Annotated in this window: 18 protein-coding genes; 11 read left to right on the top strand and 7 right to left on the bottom strand. The window is 63.9% G+C overall.

Annotation, left to right across the window (positions count from 1 at the left end; all coding sequences use genetic code 11):
- Window positions 1-38: 38 nt before the first annotated feature.
- Complete coding sequence (locus ABIB99_RS31135; RefSeq protein WP_028148582.1) at window positions 39-503, top strand: FKBP-type peptidyl-prolyl cis-trans isomerase; 465 nt, start codon at window positions 39-41, stop codon at window positions 501-503.
- 164 nt (window positions 504-667) lie between these two features.
- On the opposite strand, the gene ABIB99_RS31130 is transcribed toward ABIB99_RS31135, so the two are convergent.
- The gene (locus ABIB99_RS31130; protein WP_028148583.1) at window positions 668-886 is read right to left on the bottom strand and encodes a CsbD family protein; all 219 of its coding nucleotides are present in this window, start codon (window positions 884-886) and stop codon (window positions 668-670) included.
- A 128-nt stretch (window positions 887-1,014) separates the two neighbouring features.
- Between ABIB99_RS31130 and ABIB99_RS31125 the strand changes: the two genes are divergently transcribed.
- From ABIB99_RS31125 to ABIB99_RS31115, 3 genes are all read left to right on the top strand, one after another.
- Entirely contained in the window at window positions 1,015-1,527 is a 513-nt protein-coding gene (locus tag ABIB99_RS31125; RefSeq protein WP_354179228.1) for a cupin domain-containing protein, read from the top strand.
- A gap of 130 nt (window positions 1,528-1,657) precedes the next feature.
- On the top strand, window positions 1,658-2,086 hold the full coding sequence (locus ABIB99_RS31120; protein ID WP_014497472.1) for a VOC family protein: 429 nt from the start codon (window positions 1,658-1,660) through the stop codon (window positions 2,084-2,086).
- Between the two features lie 43 nt (window positions 2,087-2,129).
- A complete protein-coding gene (locus ABIB99_RS31115; RefSeq protein ID WP_071916231.1) occupies window positions 2,130-2,618 on the top strand; it encodes a VOC family protein in 489 nt (162 codons plus the stop codon).
- Window positions 2,619-2,771: 153 nt separating this feature from the next.
- Here ABIB99_RS31115 and ABIB99_RS31110 read toward each other — a convergent pair whose 3' ends face one another.
- Together ABIB99_RS31110 and ABIB99_RS31105 are read right to left on the bottom strand one after the other, a co-directional pair.
- Window positions 2,772-3,929 (bottom strand): hypothetical protein, encoded by a 1,158-nt coding sequence (locus ABIB99_RS31110; protein WP_354179227.1) that lies wholly within the window; start codon window positions 3,927-3,929, stop codon window positions 2,772-2,774.
- Between the two features lie 2 nt (window positions 3,930-3,931).
- Window positions 3,932-4,633, bottom strand: a complete 702-nt coding sequence (locus ABIB99_RS31105; RefSeq protein ID WP_063985207.1) for a FecR family protein — start codon at window positions 4,631-4,633, stop codon at window positions 3,932-3,934.
- A gap of 51 nt (window positions 4,634-4,684) precedes the next feature.
- Here ABIB99_RS31105 and ABIB99_RS31100 point away from each other — a divergent pair, with 51 nt between their 5' ends.
- The gene (locus tag ABIB99_RS31100; RefSeq protein ID WP_354179224.1) at window positions 4,685-6,115 is read left to right on the top strand and encodes a phospholipid carrier-dependent glycosyltransferase; all 1,431 of its coding nucleotides are present in this window, start codon (window positions 4,685-4,687) and stop codon (window positions 6,113-6,115) included.
- Window positions 6,116-6,200: 85 nt separating this feature from the next.
- Here the strand turns inward: ABIB99_RS31100 and ABIB99_RS31095 are convergent, their stop codons facing one another.
- The gene (locus ABIB99_RS31095; protein WP_063985205.1) at window positions 6,201-6,842 is read right to left on the bottom strand and encodes an OmpA family protein; all 642 of its coding nucleotides are present in this window, start codon (window positions 6,840-6,842) and stop codon (window positions 6,201-6,203) included.
- 461 nt (window positions 6,843-7,303) lie between these two features.
- Between ABIB99_RS31095 and ABIB99_RS31090 the strand changes: the two genes are divergently transcribed.
- The 3 genes from ABIB99_RS31090 to ABIB99_RS31080 all read left to right on the top strand — a co-directional run bounded on the left by ABIB99_RS31090 (window position 7,304) and on the right by ABIB99_RS31080 (window position 10,610).
- Window positions 7,304-8,716 (top strand): caspase family protein, encoded by a 1,413-nt coding sequence (locus tag ABIB99_RS31090; RefSeq protein ID WP_354131841.1) that lies wholly within the window; start codon window positions 7,304-7,306, stop codon window positions 8,714-8,716.
- 251 nt (window positions 8,717-8,967) lie between these two features.
- Entirely contained in the window at window positions 8,968-9,213 is a 246-nt protein-coding gene (locus tag ABIB99_RS31085) for a hypothetical protein (RefSeq protein WP_063985204.1), read from the top strand.
- A gap of 233 nt (window positions 9,214-9,446) precedes the next feature.
- Window positions 9,447-10,610 carry a winged helix-turn-helix domain-containing protein gene (locus tag ABIB99_RS31080; protein ID WP_063985203.1) on the top strand — a complete coding sequence of 388 codons (1,164 nt, stop codon included), beginning with the start codon at window positions 9,447-9,449 and terminating at the stop codon, window positions 10,608-10,610.
- Between the two features lie 124 nt (window positions 10,611-10,734).
- Here the strand turns inward: ABIB99_RS31080 and ABIB99_RS31075 are convergent, their stop codons facing one another.
- Complete coding sequence (locus tag ABIB99_RS31075) at window positions 10,735-11,163, bottom strand: ribosomal maturation YjgA family protein (protein ID WP_063985202.1); 429 nt, start codon at window positions 11,161-11,163, stop codon at window positions 10,735-10,737.
- Window positions 11,164-11,243: 80 nt separating this feature from the next.
- On the opposite strand from ABIB99_RS31075, the gene ABIB99_RS31070 reads away from it, so the two are divergent.
- Window positions 11,244-12,575, top strand: coding sequence for an MFS transporter (locus ABIB99_RS31070; protein ID WP_354179220.1), 1,332 nt, complete (start codon window positions 11,244-11,246; stop codon window positions 12,573-12,575).
- 101 nt (window positions 12,576-12,676) lie between these two features.
- Here ABIB99_RS31070 and ABIB99_RS31065 read toward each other — a convergent pair whose 3' ends face one another.
- Entirely contained in the window at window positions 12,677-13,030 is a 354-nt protein-coding gene (locus ABIB99_RS31065) for a type II toxin-antitoxin system PemK/MazF family toxin (protein WP_063985200.1), read from the bottom strand.
- On the bottom strand, window positions 13,027-13,248 hold the full coding sequence (locus ABIB99_RS31060) for an antitoxin MazE family protein (RefSeq protein WP_063985199.1): 222 nt from the start codon (window positions 13,246-13,248) through the stop codon (window positions 13,027-13,029). Before ABIB99_RS31060 ends, ABIB99_RS31065 begins: the two co-directional genes overlap by 4 nt.
- 179 nt (window positions 13,249-13,427) lie before the next feature.
- Between ABIB99_RS31060 and ABIB99_RS31055 the strand changes: the two genes are divergently transcribed.
- Window positions 13,428-14,534, top strand: a complete 1,107-nt coding sequence (locus ABIB99_RS31055; protein WP_028148596.1) for an efflux RND transporter periplasmic adaptor subunit — start codon at window positions 13,428-13,430, stop codon at window positions 14,532-14,534.
- A gap of 176 nt (window positions 14,535-14,710) precedes the next feature.
- Complete coding sequence (locus ABIB99_RS31050; protein ID WP_063985198.1) at window positions 14,711-17,848, top strand: efflux RND transporter permease subunit; 3,138 nt, start codon at window positions 14,711-14,713, stop codon at window positions 17,846-17,848.
- Window positions 17,849-17,869 lie beyond the last annotated feature (21 nt).

Here is a 17,869-nt window from a genome sequence, read left to right as displayed (position 1 = left end):
TGCGCTAGACACCTTCCGCCTCAAACGGAAGGTCTCTTATGCAGCGTTTCCAGCGCGCGCTCCTCGCCATCATGTCGGCACTCGCGATCACCGTGATCGGCAGCGTGTCGACATTCGTTTCCACCACGGCCTCGGCCCAGACCGCAGGAAAACCCATGACCACAGCTTCAGGCTTGCAGACCATTGATAGCGTTGTCGGCACCGGCGCCTCGCCGAAACCCGGCCAGATCTGCGTGATGCACTACACCGGCTGGCTCTACGAGAACGGCCAGAAGGGCAAGAAATTCGACTCGTCGGTCGACCGTAACGAGCCGTTCGAGTTTCCGATCGGCAAGGGCCGCGTCATCGCCGGCTGGGACGAGGGCGTTGCCACGATGAAGGTCGGCGGCAAGCGCACGCTGATCATCCCGCCGCAGCTCGGCTACGGCGCCCGCGGCGCCGGTGGCGTGATCCCGCCGAACGCGACATTGATGTTCGACGTGGAATTGCTCGCGGTGAAGTGAGCCTACGTCGTCATGCCCGGGCTTGTCCCGGGCATCCACGTTCTTTCCTTCGTGCAGCCAAGACGTGGATGGCCGGGACAGGCCCGGCCATGACGGATAGAGATCAGCGCAAAACAAAAAGACCGGCCTCGCGGCCGGTCTTTTCGCTTTCAGATTGACGCGAGTCACTCCGCCGCGCGCTTTGCCGCAGCCGCGGCGCGATCGATTGCTTCCTTCGCGGCGTCCTTGGCGTCGCCCATGGCCTGCTGGCCCTTGCCCTTCACTTCCTGGACCACGCCTTCGCCCTTCAGGCGATCGGAGCCGGTGGCTTCACCGATGCCCTGCTTGGCCTTGCCGATGGCCTCGTTGGCGGTGCCCTTGATCTTGTCGCTCGTGCTACCCATGAAACTCTCCTTCCAGTTGGCTCGCGAAAACAACGCCTGCCGACTACGAGAGTTCCGATTTTGGGTATGGCTTGATAGGCCCGCTTTGGTTAGCTTGCCGCGCACGGAACCAACAGAAAGCAAGTCCCATGACCGGCCATGACCACACGCATTCCCACCATGACCACGATCATGACGATCGCTGGAAACATGACGGCGTGCGCGTCATTCCCGGCAATCAGCTCGATACCAACGTGCCGTCGACGGCGGGCATGGACCGCGCGGCCGCGATCAATTTCGCACGCGTCGGCGCGCAGAAATTGTGGGCTGGCACGGTCAGCATCAAGCCGGACGCCAAGACCGGTGCGCATCACCACGGCCATCTCGAAAGCGTCATCTACGTGGTGAAGGGCAAGGCGCGGATGCGCTGGGGCGAGAGCCTGCAGTTCACGGCGGAGGCCGGCCCCGGCGATTTCATCTTCGTCCCGCCTTACGTGCCGCATCAGGAGATCAACGCCAGCCGGGACGAGGTGCTGGAATGCGTGCTGGTGCGCAGCGACGGCGAGGCGGTCGCGATCAACCTCGACATCGAGCCGGTCGAGAAGCCCGAGACCGTGCTGTGGATCGACCCCGTCCACCGGGATCCCAACGAGACGAAGTAAGGGCCTGAAAGCCTGCTGGTTCTGTGCGACAGAACCACGCAGGCACAGCCTTCAAAAAATATTCGGAAGCCGTGTCGGATGGCCGTCGGGCCATCCGTCCTTGGGCAGAACCCCGCCCAAGGAGCCTCCGATGCCCAAAATGATCTTCGTCAATCTGCCGGTGACCGACCTCAAGCGCGCGACGGCCTTTTACGAGGCAGTCGGTGCGGTCAGGAACCCGCAATTCAGCGACGAGACGGCGAGCTGCATGGTCTTCTCCGAGACCATCTTCGCCATGCTCCTGACCCACGACAAATTCCGCAAGTTCACGCCGAAGCCGATCGCGGATGCCAAGACCTCGAACCAGGTGCTGCTCTGCCTGTCGGCCGACAGCCGCGACGAGGTCGATGACGTCGTCGGCAAGGCCGAGGCCGCGGGCGGTGTGGCCGATCCCAGCCCGAAGGACGAGTACAGCTTCATGTACGGCCGCAGCTTCGAGGACCCCGACGGTCATATGTGGGGCGTGAACTGGATGGACATGGCAGCCTTCGCCGCGCAGTCCGACATGGCGAACGCCTGATCGAACCCAACGAACATCGACCATCTGAAGAGGAGCATTCACGATGTCCAAGCTCGTGCCCTGCATGTGGTTCAACGGCGATGCCGAGGAAGCCGCGAAGTTCTACGTCTCGCTCGTTCCGAACTCGGAGATCACGCACGTCCAGCGCAACGTTTCGGACGGTCCGTCCGGCAAGACAGGCTCCGTGCTCGTCGTCGAATTCACGGTGGCCGGGCAGCCCCTGGTCGCGCTCAATGGCGGCATGAAGGTGGAATATACCCACGCAATCTCGCTGATGATCCATTGCGACGATCAGGCTCAGGTCGACAGCGTCTGGAGCGCGTTCCTTGCTCATGGCGGCAAGGAGCAGCAGTGCGGCTGGATCAGCGATCGCTGGGGCGTATCCTGGCAGGTGGTGCCGAAGGTGATGTTCGAATTCCTGTCGAGCCCAGACAAGGCCGCGGCTGCGCGCGCGATGCAAGCCATGATGAAGATGGTGAAGCTCGATGTGGAAGTGCTCCGGCGGGCGTTCGAGGGCAAGTCGGCGGCGTGAGGTGGCCTGCTCTGGCCACATATTCACTGTCATCGCCCGACTTGATCGGGCGATCCAGTACTTCGAGACGCTAGTGGTCAATCGATAGGCTGCGGCGTACTGGATGCCCCGCCTTCGCGGGGCATGACAGCGGAATTTGGGGCGAGATCCCGCCTAGTAATTAATCCTTAGCCCCACGCCGCCATGGATGGTGTTCCCCACCGGCTGCGGGCCCAGCGTGCCGTTGGCGAACAGGTCGACGATCCAGCCCTTCTGCACGCGGAAGCCGAGGCGGCCGCCGTATTCGAACCAACCCTGGTTGCCCATCGTCGGCACCACCAGGCCGTCGCCGGTCACGGTGGCGACGATGCCGCCATGGCTGGCGAAGGACTGCACCCAGCCGCCATTGATGTTGGTCTCGATGTTGCTGCCGAAGAGATGCGTCCACTGGCCGCCGATCTTGACCAGGCTGGTGCGGTCGGTGCCGGTCGCAATGGAGGCGTCGAACGGATTGAACGCCACGGCGCTGTCCGTATAGCCGGAGACGCGTTGCCAGAGCTGCCAGACTTCGATCGAGGCCGCGAATTCGTCGCGCGGGGACACGCGGCTCATCCACCCGGCACGGCCATAGACGGCGTAGTTCGACGCGTTGGTCGAGCCCGTGACGCTCACCGGCCCGAGGCTGGTGTTGTAGTTGCGGGTGTAGCGCGCCTTCTCCCACGGCGTCAGGATGGTGCCGACGTCGAAGAACGGGCGCGACGAGCCCCAGTCGGTGAAATCATAGCGCAGAGCGAAGGCGCCGATCGGCGCGCTGGTGATATTGTAGCCGCCCTCGCTGTATTGCGTGTAGGCGATGCCGGCGAGCAGCGACAGGTTGTTGGTCAGCTCCTTGCGGCCGTGAATGCCGGCCGAGAACGAGCCGGCGGAGCCGAATGCGCTGATGCAGTCGCTGCAATTGACCTGCTCGTTGACGCCGAGCAGCACCGTGCCGAGCACCCGGTTGGTGATCATCTGGTTGAAGCGCTGGTTGGCGAGGCCGCCGATCGAATTGCCGCTGGAGTCCGCGCCGGTCGGGCCCGAAGGTGGAGGCGGTGGATACGGGCTCGGCGAGGACGACGGATAGGGGCTTGGCGAAGGGGAGGGGGTCGGTGTGGGTGTCGGCGACGGCGACGGTGAATAGGTCGGCGACGGAGAGGGCGTCGGCCCACCGCATCCGGACTCGCAAGACGCCTGCGCTGCCGCCGGTCGCGCGTTGAACGCGAAGAACGCAAACGCAGCGGTTGCGGTCAGCGCGGCGGCGAGGACGAAGCGCTTGACGTCGAGTTTCGCCATCATCACCGCCCGCACAGCATGCCGTCGTCGTGGACGGCAGGCGTGATGGTCGGCGAGGCGTCCGCATACTGGTTGACCGAGCACAGCCCGGCGCTTGCGGCGCAGTTGGCGGCAAAGGTCCAGGGCGGCGTGTTGGTCTTGGTGATGCTAACCTTGCCGCCGGCCGAGGTGATGATTGCAGTGTCGCCGGGCTGGGTGAGCTGCACGCACTGGGAGCTCGTCGTGCAGACGCTGGCGGCTCCGTCCTGGAGCACGACGACGGAGCGGCCGCGCTGGGAGAGGATGTCGAGCGTGGTGCCGCGCACGCCGATGGTCGCGAGCGGTGTCGTGATCTTGTAGGCGGTCTTTTCCGAATGTCCGGTGACGAAACGGAATGCGCCTGTGGTCATGCGGATCGCGACGTCGCGATAGCTGTGCTCGTCGTTGAAGACGGTGCGGTCGAGCTTCAGCGTGGCGCTAGGGCCGAGCGACAGATTGGTGCTGTCGGCCATGACGAAGCGCGCAGCGCTATCGGCGCCGGTGCGCACAGTCTCGTCGCGCAGCATGCTGTCGCCGACACTGATCGGCGTCGTGGTCGTGGCCACGCGCACCACGTCGTTCTGGATCACGACGGCTTCGCCGACGCGCGTCTGTGCCTGCGCGCAAGGCGCCGCGCAGACGAGTGCCGACAACAGAGTGGGGAAAAGCCAGAAACGCAAATTCATTTCGCAACCGATCGATATGTCCCTGATCGTACCGGATCGCGCGCGCTTCTGATGTGGCGAAATTATCACAAGCGGCGCTGGACGTGCGTTATGCTTAGTGACAGTTGCGGCAGAATGCGTTCAATGAAAAGTGCCGTCTTTGTTTTTCTCCGCGGTGAAGCAGATTTGCCACGCAAAATAGCCCCACAGCAGCCGTTCGAATTGCCCTCGGTTCCGAAGGTGTCGCAGAGCGCAGTGATCGCTGTCGCGATTTTCCTGGTCGCGCATCTCGCGCTGCTGATCGGCCTGACGGCGCCGGAGAAGTTCGTCTTCGACGAGGTGCATTACGTGCCGGCGGCACGGCAGATGCTGACACCCACGATGTCGCAACCGATGCTCAATCCGATGCATCCGCCGCTGGCCAAGGAGCTGATGGCGGCATCGATCGCCGCCTTCGGCGACAATGCGCTGGGCTGGCGCTATCCGTCGACCTTGTTCGGTGCGCTCGCGATCGTCGCGATCTATCTGTGCGGGCTCGCGCTGTTCTCCGCGCAAGGGCCCGCGATCGCCGCCGCGGCGATCGCGGGCTTCAACCAGATGCTTTACGTGCAGGCGCGCATCGCCATGCTGGACATTTACGCGCTCGGATTCGGCCTGCTCGCGATTGCCGCCTTCATGCACGGCTTTCGAAGAGAGCGCCCGCATGCGTTGTTCGCGCTCGCTGGCGCCTTGTTTGGCCTCGCCGCGACTTGCAAATGGAGCGGCCTGTTTCCGCTCGGCATCTGCATCGTGATGGTTGCGGTGATCCGCCTGATGCAGGGCTGGCACACACTGTTTGCCGACGCGAAGCCGAGCGACTGGTATCGGCCCGATCTCTGGTCCGGTTTTCGGGTGCAGCATGTCGCGCTCTGTTTCGCCGTGCTGCCGGCGCTGACATATCTTGCCGCTTTCGTGCCGCTCTACGGAGCGTCGCTGCCGGATCTGATCGAGGCGCAGCGCCGGATATTCGCCGACAACACCACGACCGCGATCGCCGGCCATACCTATATGAGCGCGTGGCCATCCTGGCCGCTGCTCGCGCGCCCGGTGTGGTTCCTATTCGACAAGACCTCGGAGAACAATGTCTCCGCGATCGTCTTCCTCGGCAATCCGCTGGTCGCGTGGCCGGCGCTGCTCGCGCTCGCCGTCGTGTTGCGCGACTTCATCGTCGCTCGCCGCTGGGATGCGTTCCTGATCGCGACGTTCTATTTCGGCTCCTGGCTCGCCTGGGCCTTGCTGCCGCGCACGCTCGGCTTCCTCTACTATTATCTGCCGGCCGCAACCGTGGCGTCGCTTGCGCTGGTCTATGTGCTGCGACGAGAGGGGCTGCCGCGCTGGCTGCTGTGGGCCTATGTCGGGGTCGCGGCGATCGGCTTTGCGGTGATGCTGCCGATCTCGGCGGCCTTCATCGGCACGTCCATGCAGACGTTCAACCGGTTGATGCTGTTCCAGAGCTGGATATGAAATCGCCGCCTGTCACGATCGGGGCAGGCGGCGTATTTCACGCGGCGATGATTTGAAGTTCACTTGGACAGTTTACTTGGACAATCTACTTGGACGCCGTCGTCTTGGCTTCCATGTTGACGACCTGGACGCGGCGGTTGATCGGGTCGGCGCCGTTGGCGGTGTCCTTCAGCTTGGTCTTGCCATAGCCGACGGTGACGAGCTCTGTGCCGTTGAGACCATAGTTCTGCACCAGGTACTTCTTGATGGTGTCGGCGCGCCGTTCGGAGAGGCCTTGATTGTACTCCTCGCCGCCGATCGCATCGGTGTGGCCGGCGACCACGAAGGTCGAGCCCTTCAGCGACGGATCGGACAGCGCCTTGCCGAGCGCCTGCACCGACGGCACCGACGTCTTGGCGATGTCGGCCGAGTTGTAGTCGAACTGGATCTCCAGATCGATCTTCGGCTTGGTGGCGGCGAGCTCGGCGATCTGCTCGCGCTCGCCCATCGAGAGCGACCGGGTCGAGCGGTTGCGCACCGTGTTCAGGAACGTCGCTTCCTTGGCCTGCGCGGTCGGATCGGCCTGCGGACCGACGGACAGGCCGCGGGTTGCCGGCTTCGGCTTCAGCGCATCCAGAATCTGGTTAGCAGAGACGTTATCCCCGGCGAAAGCCAGGCCGGCCGTCATCGACAGCGCGGCCGTGAGGGTAATCGCCTTCAATCCAAAAAACTTATCAAAACGGGTCATTGTCGCATCCTCGCTGTTACGCCTGATGGCGATTTGATGTTGCGAGCGTAGGGAAGGTTCAACAGCCTCGATGTGATGCGGGTCACATTCCAGACGACCGAAATGACCCGTGCATCCTAGCGCCGGCGCCGATCGGCATCCATGGCATGTCGGGCCAGCGGCGGTGCCCTGCCACCGGGAAGAACCGCCGTCTCATTCGGCATCGACAGCTGAACCGGCTGGACTCGCAGCCCGAGCAGGTACAATCTTTCGGCCATTGTTCGTCACCAGCCGTATTGCCCGCTGCGTCAGCAGCCCGAAAAGCGACCGTCGCAGCGACTCTCAGCTCGGTTCGAGCAGCAGAAATCCCCGAGTGATCCAGATCACAGTGCGTCGTTGTGAACTGGATCAGATTGCTCTCATCGGATCGGCTCAGGCCGAACCGAGAGCAGCGAGGAAGTTTGGATCAGGGGAGAATGATCATGCGCTTCTTGATCGCAGCAATTTCAATCGCAGTATTTCTCGTCAGCGGCAACGCGGCCTTCGCGGACAAGCGCGTCGCCTTCGTGGTCGGCAACGCCGCCTACAAGAATGTCCCGCAGCTTCCCAACCCCGCGATCGATTCCAAGGCGATGGCCAGGGTGCTGCGCAATGTCGGCTTCGACGTCGTCGAGGGCGCCAACCTCACCCGCGATGCCATGACCGCGAAGCTTCTGGAGTTCGGCAAGAAGAGCGAAGGCGCCGACGTCGCTGTGTTCTTCTATGCCGGCCACGGGATTGCCGTGAACGGCGTCAACTACCTGTTGCCGGTCGACGCAGACCTGAAATCCGAGATGGACGTCAAGCTGGGCGCGGCGATCAATGTCGACCTCACGCTCGATCAGACCATGTCTGACGCGAAGGTGAAGCTCGTGTTCCTGGACGCCTGCCGCGACAATCCGTTCGCGGCAAAGATCCGCTCGGCCAAGGCCACCCGCTCCGTCAACGTCCAGACCGGTCTTGCCGAGATGAAGTCGGGCGAGGGTACGCTGATTGCCTTTGCCACCGGCCCCGGCCAGACCGCGCTCGACGGCGAAGCCGGCACCAACAGCCCGTTCACCCGCGCGCTCGTCGCCAACATTGCCCAGCCCGGGATCGAGATCCAGCAGGCGATGACCAAGGTCCGTGCCCAGGTCAGTGACGAGACCAGCAAGGGGCAATTGCCCTGGGGGCACACCAACCTCACGGGCAACGTCTATCTCAATCCGGTCGGCGTGCCGGCTGCGGCCACGACCGATCCGTCGAACGCACCGGTGTTGGCCGCGAGCAAGCAAGGCTCCGACGTCGAGCTCGAGTTCTGGCGCTCGATCAGGGACTCCAACAAGGTCGAGGAGCTCAACGCCTATCTCACCAGCTATCCCAACGGCACGTTCAAATCGATCGCGCTCGCCCGCATCGCGGCGTTGCAGGATGGTCCATCCATCACCACCCGCAACCTCTCGGCCGGGATCGATCCCGCGACCTTTACGGAAGAAGCCAACCAGGTGTCTGAAGACCAGATCGGCCTGGACAAGAACCAGCGCCGCGACGTGCAGCGCCGCCTCACCGGGCTCGGCTTCGACGTCAAGGCGACGGGCAAGTTCGATGATGAGACCCGTTCCGTGATGAGGCGGTGGCAGGCTGCCCGTGGCTATCCTGCGACTGGTTACCTCAACAAGCTCCAGCACAAGGCCCTGCTGTCGGAGATTGTCTCGACCCGCGCGGCCTCCTCCGAACAGGCAGACGACGAGCCGGCGCGTCGCCGGTCCTCCGGCGGTGGCGGCCGGCGCCATTACGGCGGTGGCGGTGCCGGTCCGCCAGGCGGCCCCGGCGGTCTGTTCGGCGGTATGATGGGCGGGTTGTTCGGCCGCCGCTGAGCCGGCAGGCAAGCAACAGGCGGCCCGGCTCGGGCCGCCAATTTGTTCCGGAAACCCTTGCTCACCGATCGTCGCAAAGCCGTCGCGTGATGGCCTGCGTGCGAACAAGAATTCGGCCAGTTGGGCGCCTAGCAGGACTCCGCGTCCAATAACCGCCGAGGAACGGAGCCGAGTTCAGTCCAGTGCCCAGGCCGAGTGATTACCAGTTCTATCGTGGCGGGCCGCCGGATCGGACAGTCTTTCTGAGCTCAATGCCCATCTATGTCGGTGCGGCGATGATCGCGGTGGCGATCCTGCTGTCCACGCTGATCACCGGGCTGAGCAGCCGTTATGTCGGCCTCGACGGTCCGAACGACGAGAACATGTGGCTGGTCGACCGCCTCACCGGCAGCGTCTATCGCTGCCAGGCGGAGGTGCGTGGCAAAGCGTCCTGCGAGCCTGACGTTGCCACCGGCAGCCTCGGTGACCGGCCCAAGGTGCAAAAGAACGGCAATTGAGGCCTTTCACCCTCGCAGCGCAGCCATGGCCAACACCGTTATGAGCAACGGCAAGATGAAGAGCGCCTGCACGCATTACATGAAGGCGCAGAAGGCCATGTCGATGAAGTGAGGCGCGAGGCGCGCACGGTTCGGCCGCGCTGTCAGCAGTTGGCAGCGCGGCTTTTTCTTGAGAAAGCTTCTTTGGCGTCTCTCTTTTTCCTGGCGCGAATCCGGCTACATTGCCTCCTGCAATGTCACGCGCGCCCAAACCCTTTCCGATCCCCACGACACAGGCCCGGCAGATCTGGCTGCATGCCCAGCGGCTGGACGAGCGCGCGCCGTTCGGGGAGGGCGCGCGCGCGGTGGCGGATGCGATCGACCATCTCGGTTATGTGCAGATCGACACCATCAACGTCATCGAGCGCAGCCACCACCACATCCTGTTCAGCCGCATTCCGTCCTACCGGCGTGCCGATCTGCGCCAGGCCCAGAGCGTCGACAGGAGCGTGTTCGAATACTGGACCCATGCGCTGTCCTATGTGCCGGCGAACGATTTTCGCTTCTTCCTGCCGGCGATGCGCGAGCACCGGCGCGAGGGGCACAAATGGTACGCCTCGGTCAAGCCGGCCGATACGCGCAAGGTGATGCGGCTCCTGCGCGCCGGTCCGCTGACGATCCGCGACATCGAGGACGACGTGCTCACCGAGAAGGAGCATCTCTGGCAGAGCCGAAAGCCCTCGAAGCGGGCTTTGCAGCTCGCCTTCTACACCGGCGTCGCGACCGTCAGCGCGCGCCAGGGCATGCTCAAGACCTATGAGCTGATGACGCGGCACTTCGGCTGGGACAAGCTGCCGAAGCCGGCGTCGGCGAGAGACATCACGGCCTATCTGCTCGACCGCGCGCTGCGGTCGCAGGGCTTGGTCAGTCTGGATTCGATCTGCCACCTCGATGCGCCGAGCAAGAAGGCGATCGCTCAGCTGGTCGCCTCACGCATCCGCCGCGGTGAGCTCGTGCCCGTTGCGATCGAGGGCGCCGGCAAGCAGGAGCATTGGGCCGCGCCTGCGGCGCTGGAGCCGGGTGAGGGCGCTTCGCCCGATCTCGTTCACATCCTCTCGCCGTTCGATCCCCTGATCATCCAGCGCAAGCGCACCAATCTGTTCTTCGGCTACAACCACCTGTTCGAAGCCTATGTGCCGAAGGCCAAGCGCAAGCTCGGCTATTTCGCGTTGCCCGTGCTGGTGGGCGATGAGATCGTCGCGGCGCTTGACCTCAAGACCGACCGTCAGGCGAAGAAGCTGTTGATGCAGAAATGGACCTGGGTCGGGCAGGGGAAGAAGACGGCGGGGCGCAAGGAGCTGAAGCGCGTGATCGAGGAGGAGCTCGATCGCTTCGAGCGGTTTCAATTGACAGAGTGAGGGGCGCTCGCCACGGCGTCGGTCCCGTAGGGTGGGCAAAGCGACTTGTCCGCCGTAGCTCGAAGAGCGAAGGCGGAAGCGTGCCCACCATCGTGGTCCGCGAAGGAGAACGGTGGGCACGGCGCTAACGCGCCTTTGCCCACCCTACAAGACCATCAATCCAAACGCCGAACGCAATCCCGACCGCATAGGCCACCAGATTCCACAGCGAGAAGATCCGTCCTAACAGCAGCGCGCCCGCGGTGGTGAGCCGAAACGCATCGAGCCAGGGCGCATGCACCAGCCGGGAGAACTCGACGGCGATCGCGATCGCCACGGCGATGGCTGCAAGTCGGCTCCGCGACATCCCCGGCAGCAAAACCCCGACTAGCAGAAACACCATCGTCGCCCATAGCAGCGAGCCGCCATATTTCACCACGAAGGCGGGAAGCCCAAGCGGAAAGCCGTACCAGCGCAAGGACAGCCCGCAGGCGATCACGACCAGCGCAAGGGCGGCGCGGGTCAGCGACCTCCGTCGCAGCGCAACAGGTTTATCCGGCTGCGCCCCGTGCATTGCTTGCTCCATTGACTCTTTCGCAGCGATGCTGAAAACCCCGGATCAGCCCATAAGAGCAACAACCCCGGGGGGAAGCCTTGAGCCAGACCACGACCTATGCCGGTTCCGCCGGCTCAGCCAAGTCGGAAATCGAGACCTCGACGATCCGTGCCATCTCCTGGCGCCTGATTCCGTTCCTGGTGCTGGCCTACTTCTTCTCCTATCTCGACCGCGTCAATCTCGGCTTCGCCGCGCTGACCATGAACGCGGAGCTGAAGTTCACGCCGCTGATCTTCTCCTGGGGCGCCGGCATCTTCTTCATCGGCTATTTCATTTTCGAGGTGCCGAGCAACCTGGCGCTGGAAAAATTCGGCGCGAGCCGCTGGATCGCCCGCATCATGGTGACCTGGGGCATCATCTCGGCGCTGATGGCGCTGGTCAGCGGCGTGACGAGCTTCTACGTGCTGCGCTTCCTGCTCGGCGTCGCCGAGGCCGGCTTCTTCCCCGGCATCATCCTCTATCTCACCTACTGGTACCCGGCCGAGTATCGCGCCCGCTTCCTCGCCGCCTTCGCCATCGCTGTCCCGGTCTCCACCGTGATCGGCGCGCCGGTCTCGGGCCTGCTGCTCGGGCTCGACGGCGCGATGGGGCTGAAGGGCTGGCAGTGGTTGTTCATCATCGAAGGCATCCCCTCGGTGCTGCTGGGCATCGTCACCTGGTTCTATCTCACCGACAGGCCGGAGAAGGCGGACTGGCTCTCGGCCGATCAGAAGGCCTGGCTCAAGTCCAGGCTCGATTCGGAAATCGCGGCCAAGCAGGCGGTGAAGCATCTGTCGCTCGGCGAGGCGCTGTCGTCGCCGAAGGTGATCATGCTGAGCCTCGTCTATTTCGGCTTCGTCGGCGCGCTCTATGGCATGCAGTTCTGGCTGCCGCAGATCGTCAAGGCGTTCGGCCTCACCAACGCCCAGACCGGCTTCGTCACCGCGATCCCGTATCTGTTCGGCACCATCGCCATGATCCTGTGGGCGCGGCATTCCGATGCGACGCGCGAGCGCGTGATGCATGTCGGCGCGCCGCTGCTGCTCACCGCCGTCGCGCTGGCCGTCTCCTCCTATCTCACCGATCCCACCATGACGATGGTGGTGCTCACCGTCGCGGCGATCGGCGTGTTCTGCTGCTTCGGCGTGTTCTGGACCCTGCCGACCGCCTGGCTCTCCGGCACGGCGGCGGCCGGCGCCATCGCGCTGATCAACTCGATCGGCAACCTCGCCGGCTTCGGCGGTCCCTACCTGATCGGCTGGGTCAAGGAAGCCACCGGCCAGACCTCGACCGGCTTGCTGGTGCTGGCCGTCCTGCCCCTGATCGCCGGCATCCTAGTGTTTGTCGGCGGCCACGAGAGCAAGCAGGAGTTCGCCGGGCAGGGGCGTTAGAGCTGCACCCACCACTGCGTAGCCCGGATGGAGCGAAGCGAAATCCGGGAGCGCTCGAGCTACAGCCTGCAGGCCGCGGATTGAGCTGCGCTCCATCCGGGCTAATCTGCACTGGCGCTTCTCTGCGAACCAGCCAGTCCGAGAAACACCAGAATAGCGCGATTGAGACGCAGCAGGTCGTCATCGTCTAGGCGTCCCACTAACGTTCCTACCTTGGCTTTTGGCACTGTAGTAATCTTGTCGACCATAAGTCGAGACGGAGCTCGAAGGCCGTTGCCGTCGTTCGGCTCGACCTTGAGCCGGAAAAGTGGCGCCTCGGTTTCGTCGGTCGTGAAGGCGCAGACAGTGATGGAGTTCGTCGCGTCAAAGCTGTCGTCCTGCACGATGACGACGGGGCGCGGCTTGCCCGCATAGTCCTTGCCGCCTGCCACCGTCCAGACCTCACCTCGCTTCATTCATCGGTCCAATCGGATACGGCATCAATGAAGCCTTGGTCTTCGGATTCATGTGAGCTCGTTGCGACCGCAAGCGATTGGCGATGGGCTTCCGATTGGAAGGAGGGCGAGCGGATATCCGGCACCCAGATCTGGATCGGCCGCAGGCCTTGTGCACGCAATCGATCGCGGTGGGCCTGCACCTTCATACGAGACGGCTTGGGCTTTGAAGGGCTCATATGTATTTCCGTTGGTTACATGTAACCCTATCAAGAAATGGTGCGCGTTGCTAGCGGCACAAGGCTCACCAATCCTTACCGCCCCTTAACGATCACGCTTTCCTGATGACTGACGATTATTGACTTTTATCAGTGATTAGTCGACATTCCTCTCATTGCAGTCGCGGGAGTGTCCTCCGATGTTCGTTCGGTCAGTTTTGTCCAGCTATTCCAAGCTCTTGGCGGGTGTGTCGCTGGCCCTGATGGCCGCCGCGCTGGCCGGGTGCAATGACACCGTCGCTGAAAAGGCCGAGCCGCCACGGCCGGTTCTGGTCGCGACCGCCCATTATGATGCCGAGACGCCGGAGCGCAGCTTTGTCGGCACCGTCAGGCCCCGGATCGAGAGCGATCTCGGTTTTCGCGTGGCCGGCAAGGTTGCCAAGCGCCTGGTCGAGGTCGGCCAGACCGTCGAAATCGGCCAGCCGCTCGCGACCCTCGACGAGGTCGATCTGAAGCTCCAGGCTGAACAGTCCGTCGCCGAGCAGACCGCTGCGACCGGCGTGCTGGCCCAGGCCGCCGCGGCCGAGCAGCGCGCCAAGGATCTGAAGGCCAAGGGCTGGACTACGGATGCGGCGATGGATTCGAGCCGCGCCGCCGCCGATGAGGCCCGCGCGCGTCTGGACCGAGCCGTGCGCTCAGTCGAGCTGACCAAGAATTCTCTTTCCTACGCGACGCTCAACGCCGACGCCCGTGGCGTCGTCACCGCAACGCTGATCGAGCCCGGCCAGGTGGTTGCCGCAGGCCAGACTTCGATCCGTGTCGCCCGCTTTGCCGAGAAGGAAGCGGTCGTCGCGATCCCTGAGACGCTGGTTGGACGTGCCAAGTCGGGCGCCGCCAGCGTCACTCTTTGGTCGGAGCCGGACAAGAAATATGCGGCCAAGCTGCGCGAGATCGCGCCGACGGCCGATCCGTCGACGCGCACCTATCTAGCAAAATTCTCGCTGCCTGAGGCCGACGACAAGGTTTCGCTCGGCATGACCGCGACGCTGACGCTGTCGGATGCCGCGACCGAGCGCGTCGCGCGGCTGCCGCTGTCGGCGCTGTTCAACGAAGGCGGCAAGCCCTCCTTCTACGTCGTCGACGACAATGGCGCCGTCACGCTCAAGCCGGTCGTGGTGAAGTCCTACGAGAGCAACGACGTCATCATCACCAGCGGTGTCGAAGAGGGCGCCAAGATCGTGGCGCTCGGCGTGCAGAAGCTCGATCCGAGCCAGCGGGTGCGGATCGTCTCGTCGCTGTCTTTCTAGAGTTTACGAGTCACGTCGTGTGAGGTGAGTTTCGGCCCAAGCGCAAATGCCGGGGCTGAAGCGGCGAAGCGATCCAGAACCTGCCCAGCCCCCTGGATTGCTTCGCTGCCTCGCGACGACGGTTTGAACAGAGTGGCTGTGGTTTTTTTGCAATTGGACCATCTTTGGAGAGTGCGATGAAGCGCTTCAACCTTTCGGCCTGGGCCGTCAGCCATCCGACGCTGGTCCTGTTCTTGATGATCATACTCGGCGTCGCCGGCTTCTTCTCCTATCAGAAGCTCGGGCGAGCCGAGGATCCGTTCTTCACGGTGAAGGTGGTCAACGTCTCCGTGATCTGGCCGGGCGCGACTGCGCAGGAGATGCAGACGCAGGTCGCCGACCCCATCGAGAAGAAGATCCAGGAGCTGCCCTATTTCGAGAAGGTGCAGACCTATTCCAAGCCGGCCTTCACCGCGCTCCAGGTGACCTTCCGCGATTCCACGCCGCCAAAGGACGTGCCGTATCTCTTCTATCTCTTGCGCAAGAAGCTCGCCGACGTGCAGGGCCAGTTGCCTTCGGGCATTCTGGGACCCGTCGTCAACGACGAGTTCTCCGACGTCGATTCCATCCTCTACATGATGACCGGCGACGGCGCCGACTATGCCCAGCTCAAGAAGGTCTCGGAAGGCTTCCGCCAGCGCCTGTTGAAGGTGCCTGGTGTGACCAAGGTCGACGTCTACGGCAACCAGGACGAGCGCATCTTCGTCGAATTCTCGCACGCCAAGCTCGCCACCCTCGGCATCACGCCGCAGGCCCTGTTCGATTCGCTCGCCAAGCAGAACAACGTCGTGCCCGCCGGCACGGTCGAGACCTCGTCGCAGCGCGTGCCGCTGCGCGTTACCGGCGCGCTCGATGGCGCCAAGGCCGTCGCCGAGACGCCGGTCGAGAGCAACGGCCGCGTGTTCCGTTTGGGTGATATCGCCACCGTCACCCACGGCTATGTCGACCCGCCGAGCTTCATCGTGCGCCAGGAAGGCAAGGCCGCGATCGGTATCGGTGTCGTCACCGCCAAGGGCGCCAACATCCTCGATCTCGGCAAGGAGGTCGAGAAGGCCACCGCCGAGTTCATGAAGGCGGTGCCGCAAGGCATCGACGTCAAGCTCATCGCCGACCAGCCCAAGGTGGTCGAGCACGCCGTCGGCGAGTTCGTGCACTCCTTCATGGAAGCGCTCGTCATCGTGCTGTTCGTGTCGTTCCTGGCGCTCGGCTGGCGCACCGGCATCGTGGTCGCGCTGTCGGTGCCGCTGGTGCTCGGCATCGTCTTCGTCGTCATGAACACGATGTCGCTCGATCTGCACCGCATCACGCTCGGCGCGCTGATCATCGCGCTCGGCCTGCTGGTGGATGACGCGATCATCGCGGTCGAGATGATGGTGGTGAAGATGGAGCAGGGCTGGGACCGTTTCCGCGCGGCCTCCTTTGCCTGGGAATCCACTGCGTTTCCGATGCTCACGGGAACGCTGGTCACGGCCGCTGGCTTCCTCCCCATCGGCTTTGCCAATTCCGCGGTCGGCGAATATGCCGGCAGCATCTTCTGGATCGTGGCGATCGCGCTGGTCGCGTCCTGGTTCGTGGCGGTGATCTTCACGCCCTATATCGGCGTCATGTTGCTGCCCAACATCAAGGTGCACCACAATCACGATCCGCACGCGGTCTACGAGACCCGCATGTACCGCGGCCTGCGCGCCATCGTGCAATGGTGCGTCAACCACCGCATCACCGTGGTGGCCGCGACCGTCGGCGTCTTCATCGCCTCGATCGTCGGCTTCGGCCATGTCCAGCAGCAGTTCTTCCCGCTGTCGGAGCGGCCCGAGCTGTTCCTCCAGCTCCGCCTGCCCGAGGGCACCGCCTTCAACGTCACCGAGAAGGCGGTGAAGAAGGCCGAGACGCTGCTCAAGGACGACAAGGACATCGAGACCTATACGTCCTATGTCGGCCAGGGCTCGCCGCGCTTCTGGCTCGGCCTCAATCCGCAGCTTCCGAACGAGGCCTTTGCCGAGATCGTCATCGTCGCCAAGGGCGTCGAGGCGCGCGAGCGCATCAAGGCCAAGATCGAGAACGCGGCTGCGGAGGGCATGCTGACCGAGGCGCGCGTGCGCGTCGACCGCTTCAACTTCGGTCCGCCGGTCGGCTTCCCCGTCCAGTTCCGCGTGATCGGCCCCGACGCTAACAAGGTGCGCGAGATCGCCTATCAGGTCCGCGACGTCATGCGGCAGAACAAGAGCGTCAAGGACGTCCAGCTCGACTGGAACGAGCAGTCGCCCTACCTCAAGCTCGTCGTCGACCAGGATCGTGCCCGCGCCATGGGCCTGACCCCGCAGGACGTCTCGCAGGCGCTGTCGATGCTGATCTCGGGCGCGCAGGTCACGACCATACGCGACGGCATCGAGAAGGTGGCCGTGGTTGCTCGTGCGGTCCCGTCCGAACGTCTCGATCTCGGCGGCGTCGGCGATCTGACCATCACCTCGAAGAACGGCGTCGCCGTGCCGCTCCAGCAGATCGCCAAGATCGAGTATGCCCATGAGGAGCCGATCATGTGGCGGCGTAACCGCGACATGGCGATCACCGTGCGCTCCGACGTCGTCGACGGCGTGCAGGCGCCCGACGTCACGAGCCAGATCACGCCGAAGCTGAAGGCGATCAAGGACAATCTCGAGCCGGCCTACCGCATCGAGCCGGGTGGGGCGTTCGAGGAATCCGCCAAGGGCAACGCCTCGATCTTCATCCTCTTCCCGTTGATGGTCATGGTGATGCTGACGCTGCTGATGTTCCAGCTGCAGAGCTTCTCGCGCCTGATCCTGGTGTTCCTCACCGCGCCGCTCGGCATCGTCGGTGCCTCGTTCGGCCTCAACGTCGCCAATGCCCCGTTCGGCTTCGTGGCGCTGCTCGGCCTGATCGCGCTCGCCGGCATGATCATGCGCAACACCGTCATCCTGGTCGACCAGATCGAGACCGACGTTTCCCACGGCCTGACCCGCCGCGAGGCGATCGTGGAGGCAACCGTCCGCCGCGCCCGGCCGGTGGTGCTGACGGCGCTCGCCGCGATCCTGGCCATGATCCCGTTGTCGCGCTCGGCCTTCTGGGGCCCGATGGCGATCACGATCATGGGAGGCCTGTTCGTCGCGACCTTCCTGACGCTGCTGTACCTGCCGGGCCTCTACGCCCTGTGGTTCAGGAAGAGCCTGGACGAGGCGGGCACCCCCGAGCAGCCTGCCGCGCCGCAGCATGGGAGCGATGACCAGCACGCAATTCCGCTTGCTGAAGCGGCTGAATAAATGAGAAGACTGCTGATGGAC

It is taken from the genome of Bradyrhizobium sp. LA6.1, from assembly GCF_040547805.1.
GTDB classification, from domain to species: Bacteria; Pseudomonadota; Alphaproteobacteria; order Rhizobiales; family Xanthobacteraceae; genus Bradyrhizobium; species Bradyrhizobium barranii.
This window is presented reverse-complemented; position numbering and strand designations above follow the sequence as displayed.

Bases quoted from the DNA above. Each gene is read 5' to 3' on its own strand.
- ABIB99_RS31135 (WP_028148582.1), top strand. From the start codon at position 39: ATGCAGCGTTTCCAGCGCGCGCTCCTCGCCATCATGTCGGCACTCGCG.
- ABIB99_RS31130 (WP_028148583.1), bottom strand. From the start codon at position 886: ATGGGTAGCACGAGCGACAAGATCAAGGGCACCGCCAACGAGGCCATC.
- ABIB99_RS31125 (WP_354179228.1), top strand. From the start codon at position 1,015: ATGACCGGCCATGACCACACGCATTCCCACCATGACCACGATCATGAC.
- ABIB99_RS31120 (WP_014497472.1), top strand. From the start codon at position 1,658: ATGCCCAAAATGATCTTCGTCAATCTGCCGGTGACCGACCTCAAGCGC.
- ABIB99_RS31115 (WP_071916231.1), top strand. From the start codon at position 2,130: ATGTCCAAGCTCGTGCCCTGCATGTGGTTCAACGGCGATGCCGAGGAA.
- ABIB99_RS31110 (WP_354179227.1), bottom strand. From the start codon at position 3,929: ATGGCGAAACTCGACGTCAAGCGCTTCGTCCTCGCCGCCGCGCTGACC.
- ABIB99_RS31105 (WP_063985207.1), bottom strand. From the start codon at position 4,633: ATGAATTTGCGTTTCTGGCTTTTCCCCACTCTGTTGTCGGCACTCGTC.
- ABIB99_RS31100 (WP_354179224.1), top strand. From the start codon at position 4,685: ATGTGGCGAAATTATCACAAGCGGCGCTGGACGTGCGTTATGCTTAGT.
- ABIB99_RS31095 (WP_063985205.1), bottom strand. From the start codon at position 6,842: ATGACCCGTTTTGATAAGTTTTTTGGATTGAAGGCGATTACCCTCACG.
- ABIB99_RS31090 (WP_354131841.1), top strand. From the start codon at position 7,304: ATGCGCTTCTTGATCGCAGCAATTTCAATCGCAGTATTTCTCGTCAGC.
- ABIB99_RS31085 (WP_063985204.1), top strand. From the start codon at position 8,968: ATGCCCATCTATGTCGGTGCGGCGATGATCGCGGTGGCGATCCTGCTG.
- ABIB99_RS31080 (WP_063985203.1), top strand. From the start codon at position 9,447: ATGTCACGCGCGCCCAAACCCTTTCCGATCCCCACGACACAGGCCCGG.
- ABIB99_RS31075 (WP_063985202.1), bottom strand. From the start codon at position 11,163: ATGCACGGGGCGCAGCCGGATAAACCTGTTGCGCTGCGACGGAGGTCG.
- ABIB99_RS31065 (WP_063985200.1), bottom strand. From the start codon at position 13,030: ATGAAGCGAGGTGAGGTCTGGACGGTGGCAGGCGGCAAGGACTATGCG.
- ABIB99_RS31060 (WP_063985199.1), bottom strand. From the start codon at position 13,248: ATGAGCCCTTCAAAGCCCAAGCCGTCTCGTATGAAGGTGCAGGCCCAC.
- ABIB99_RS31055 (WP_028148596.1), top strand. From the start codon at position 13,428: ATGTTCGTTCGGTCAGTTTTGTCCAGCTATTCCAAGCTCTTGGCGGGT.
- ABIB99_RS31050 (WP_063985198.1), top strand. From the start codon at position 14,711: ATGAAGCGCTTCAACCTTTCGGCCTGGGCCGTCAGCCATCCGACGCTG.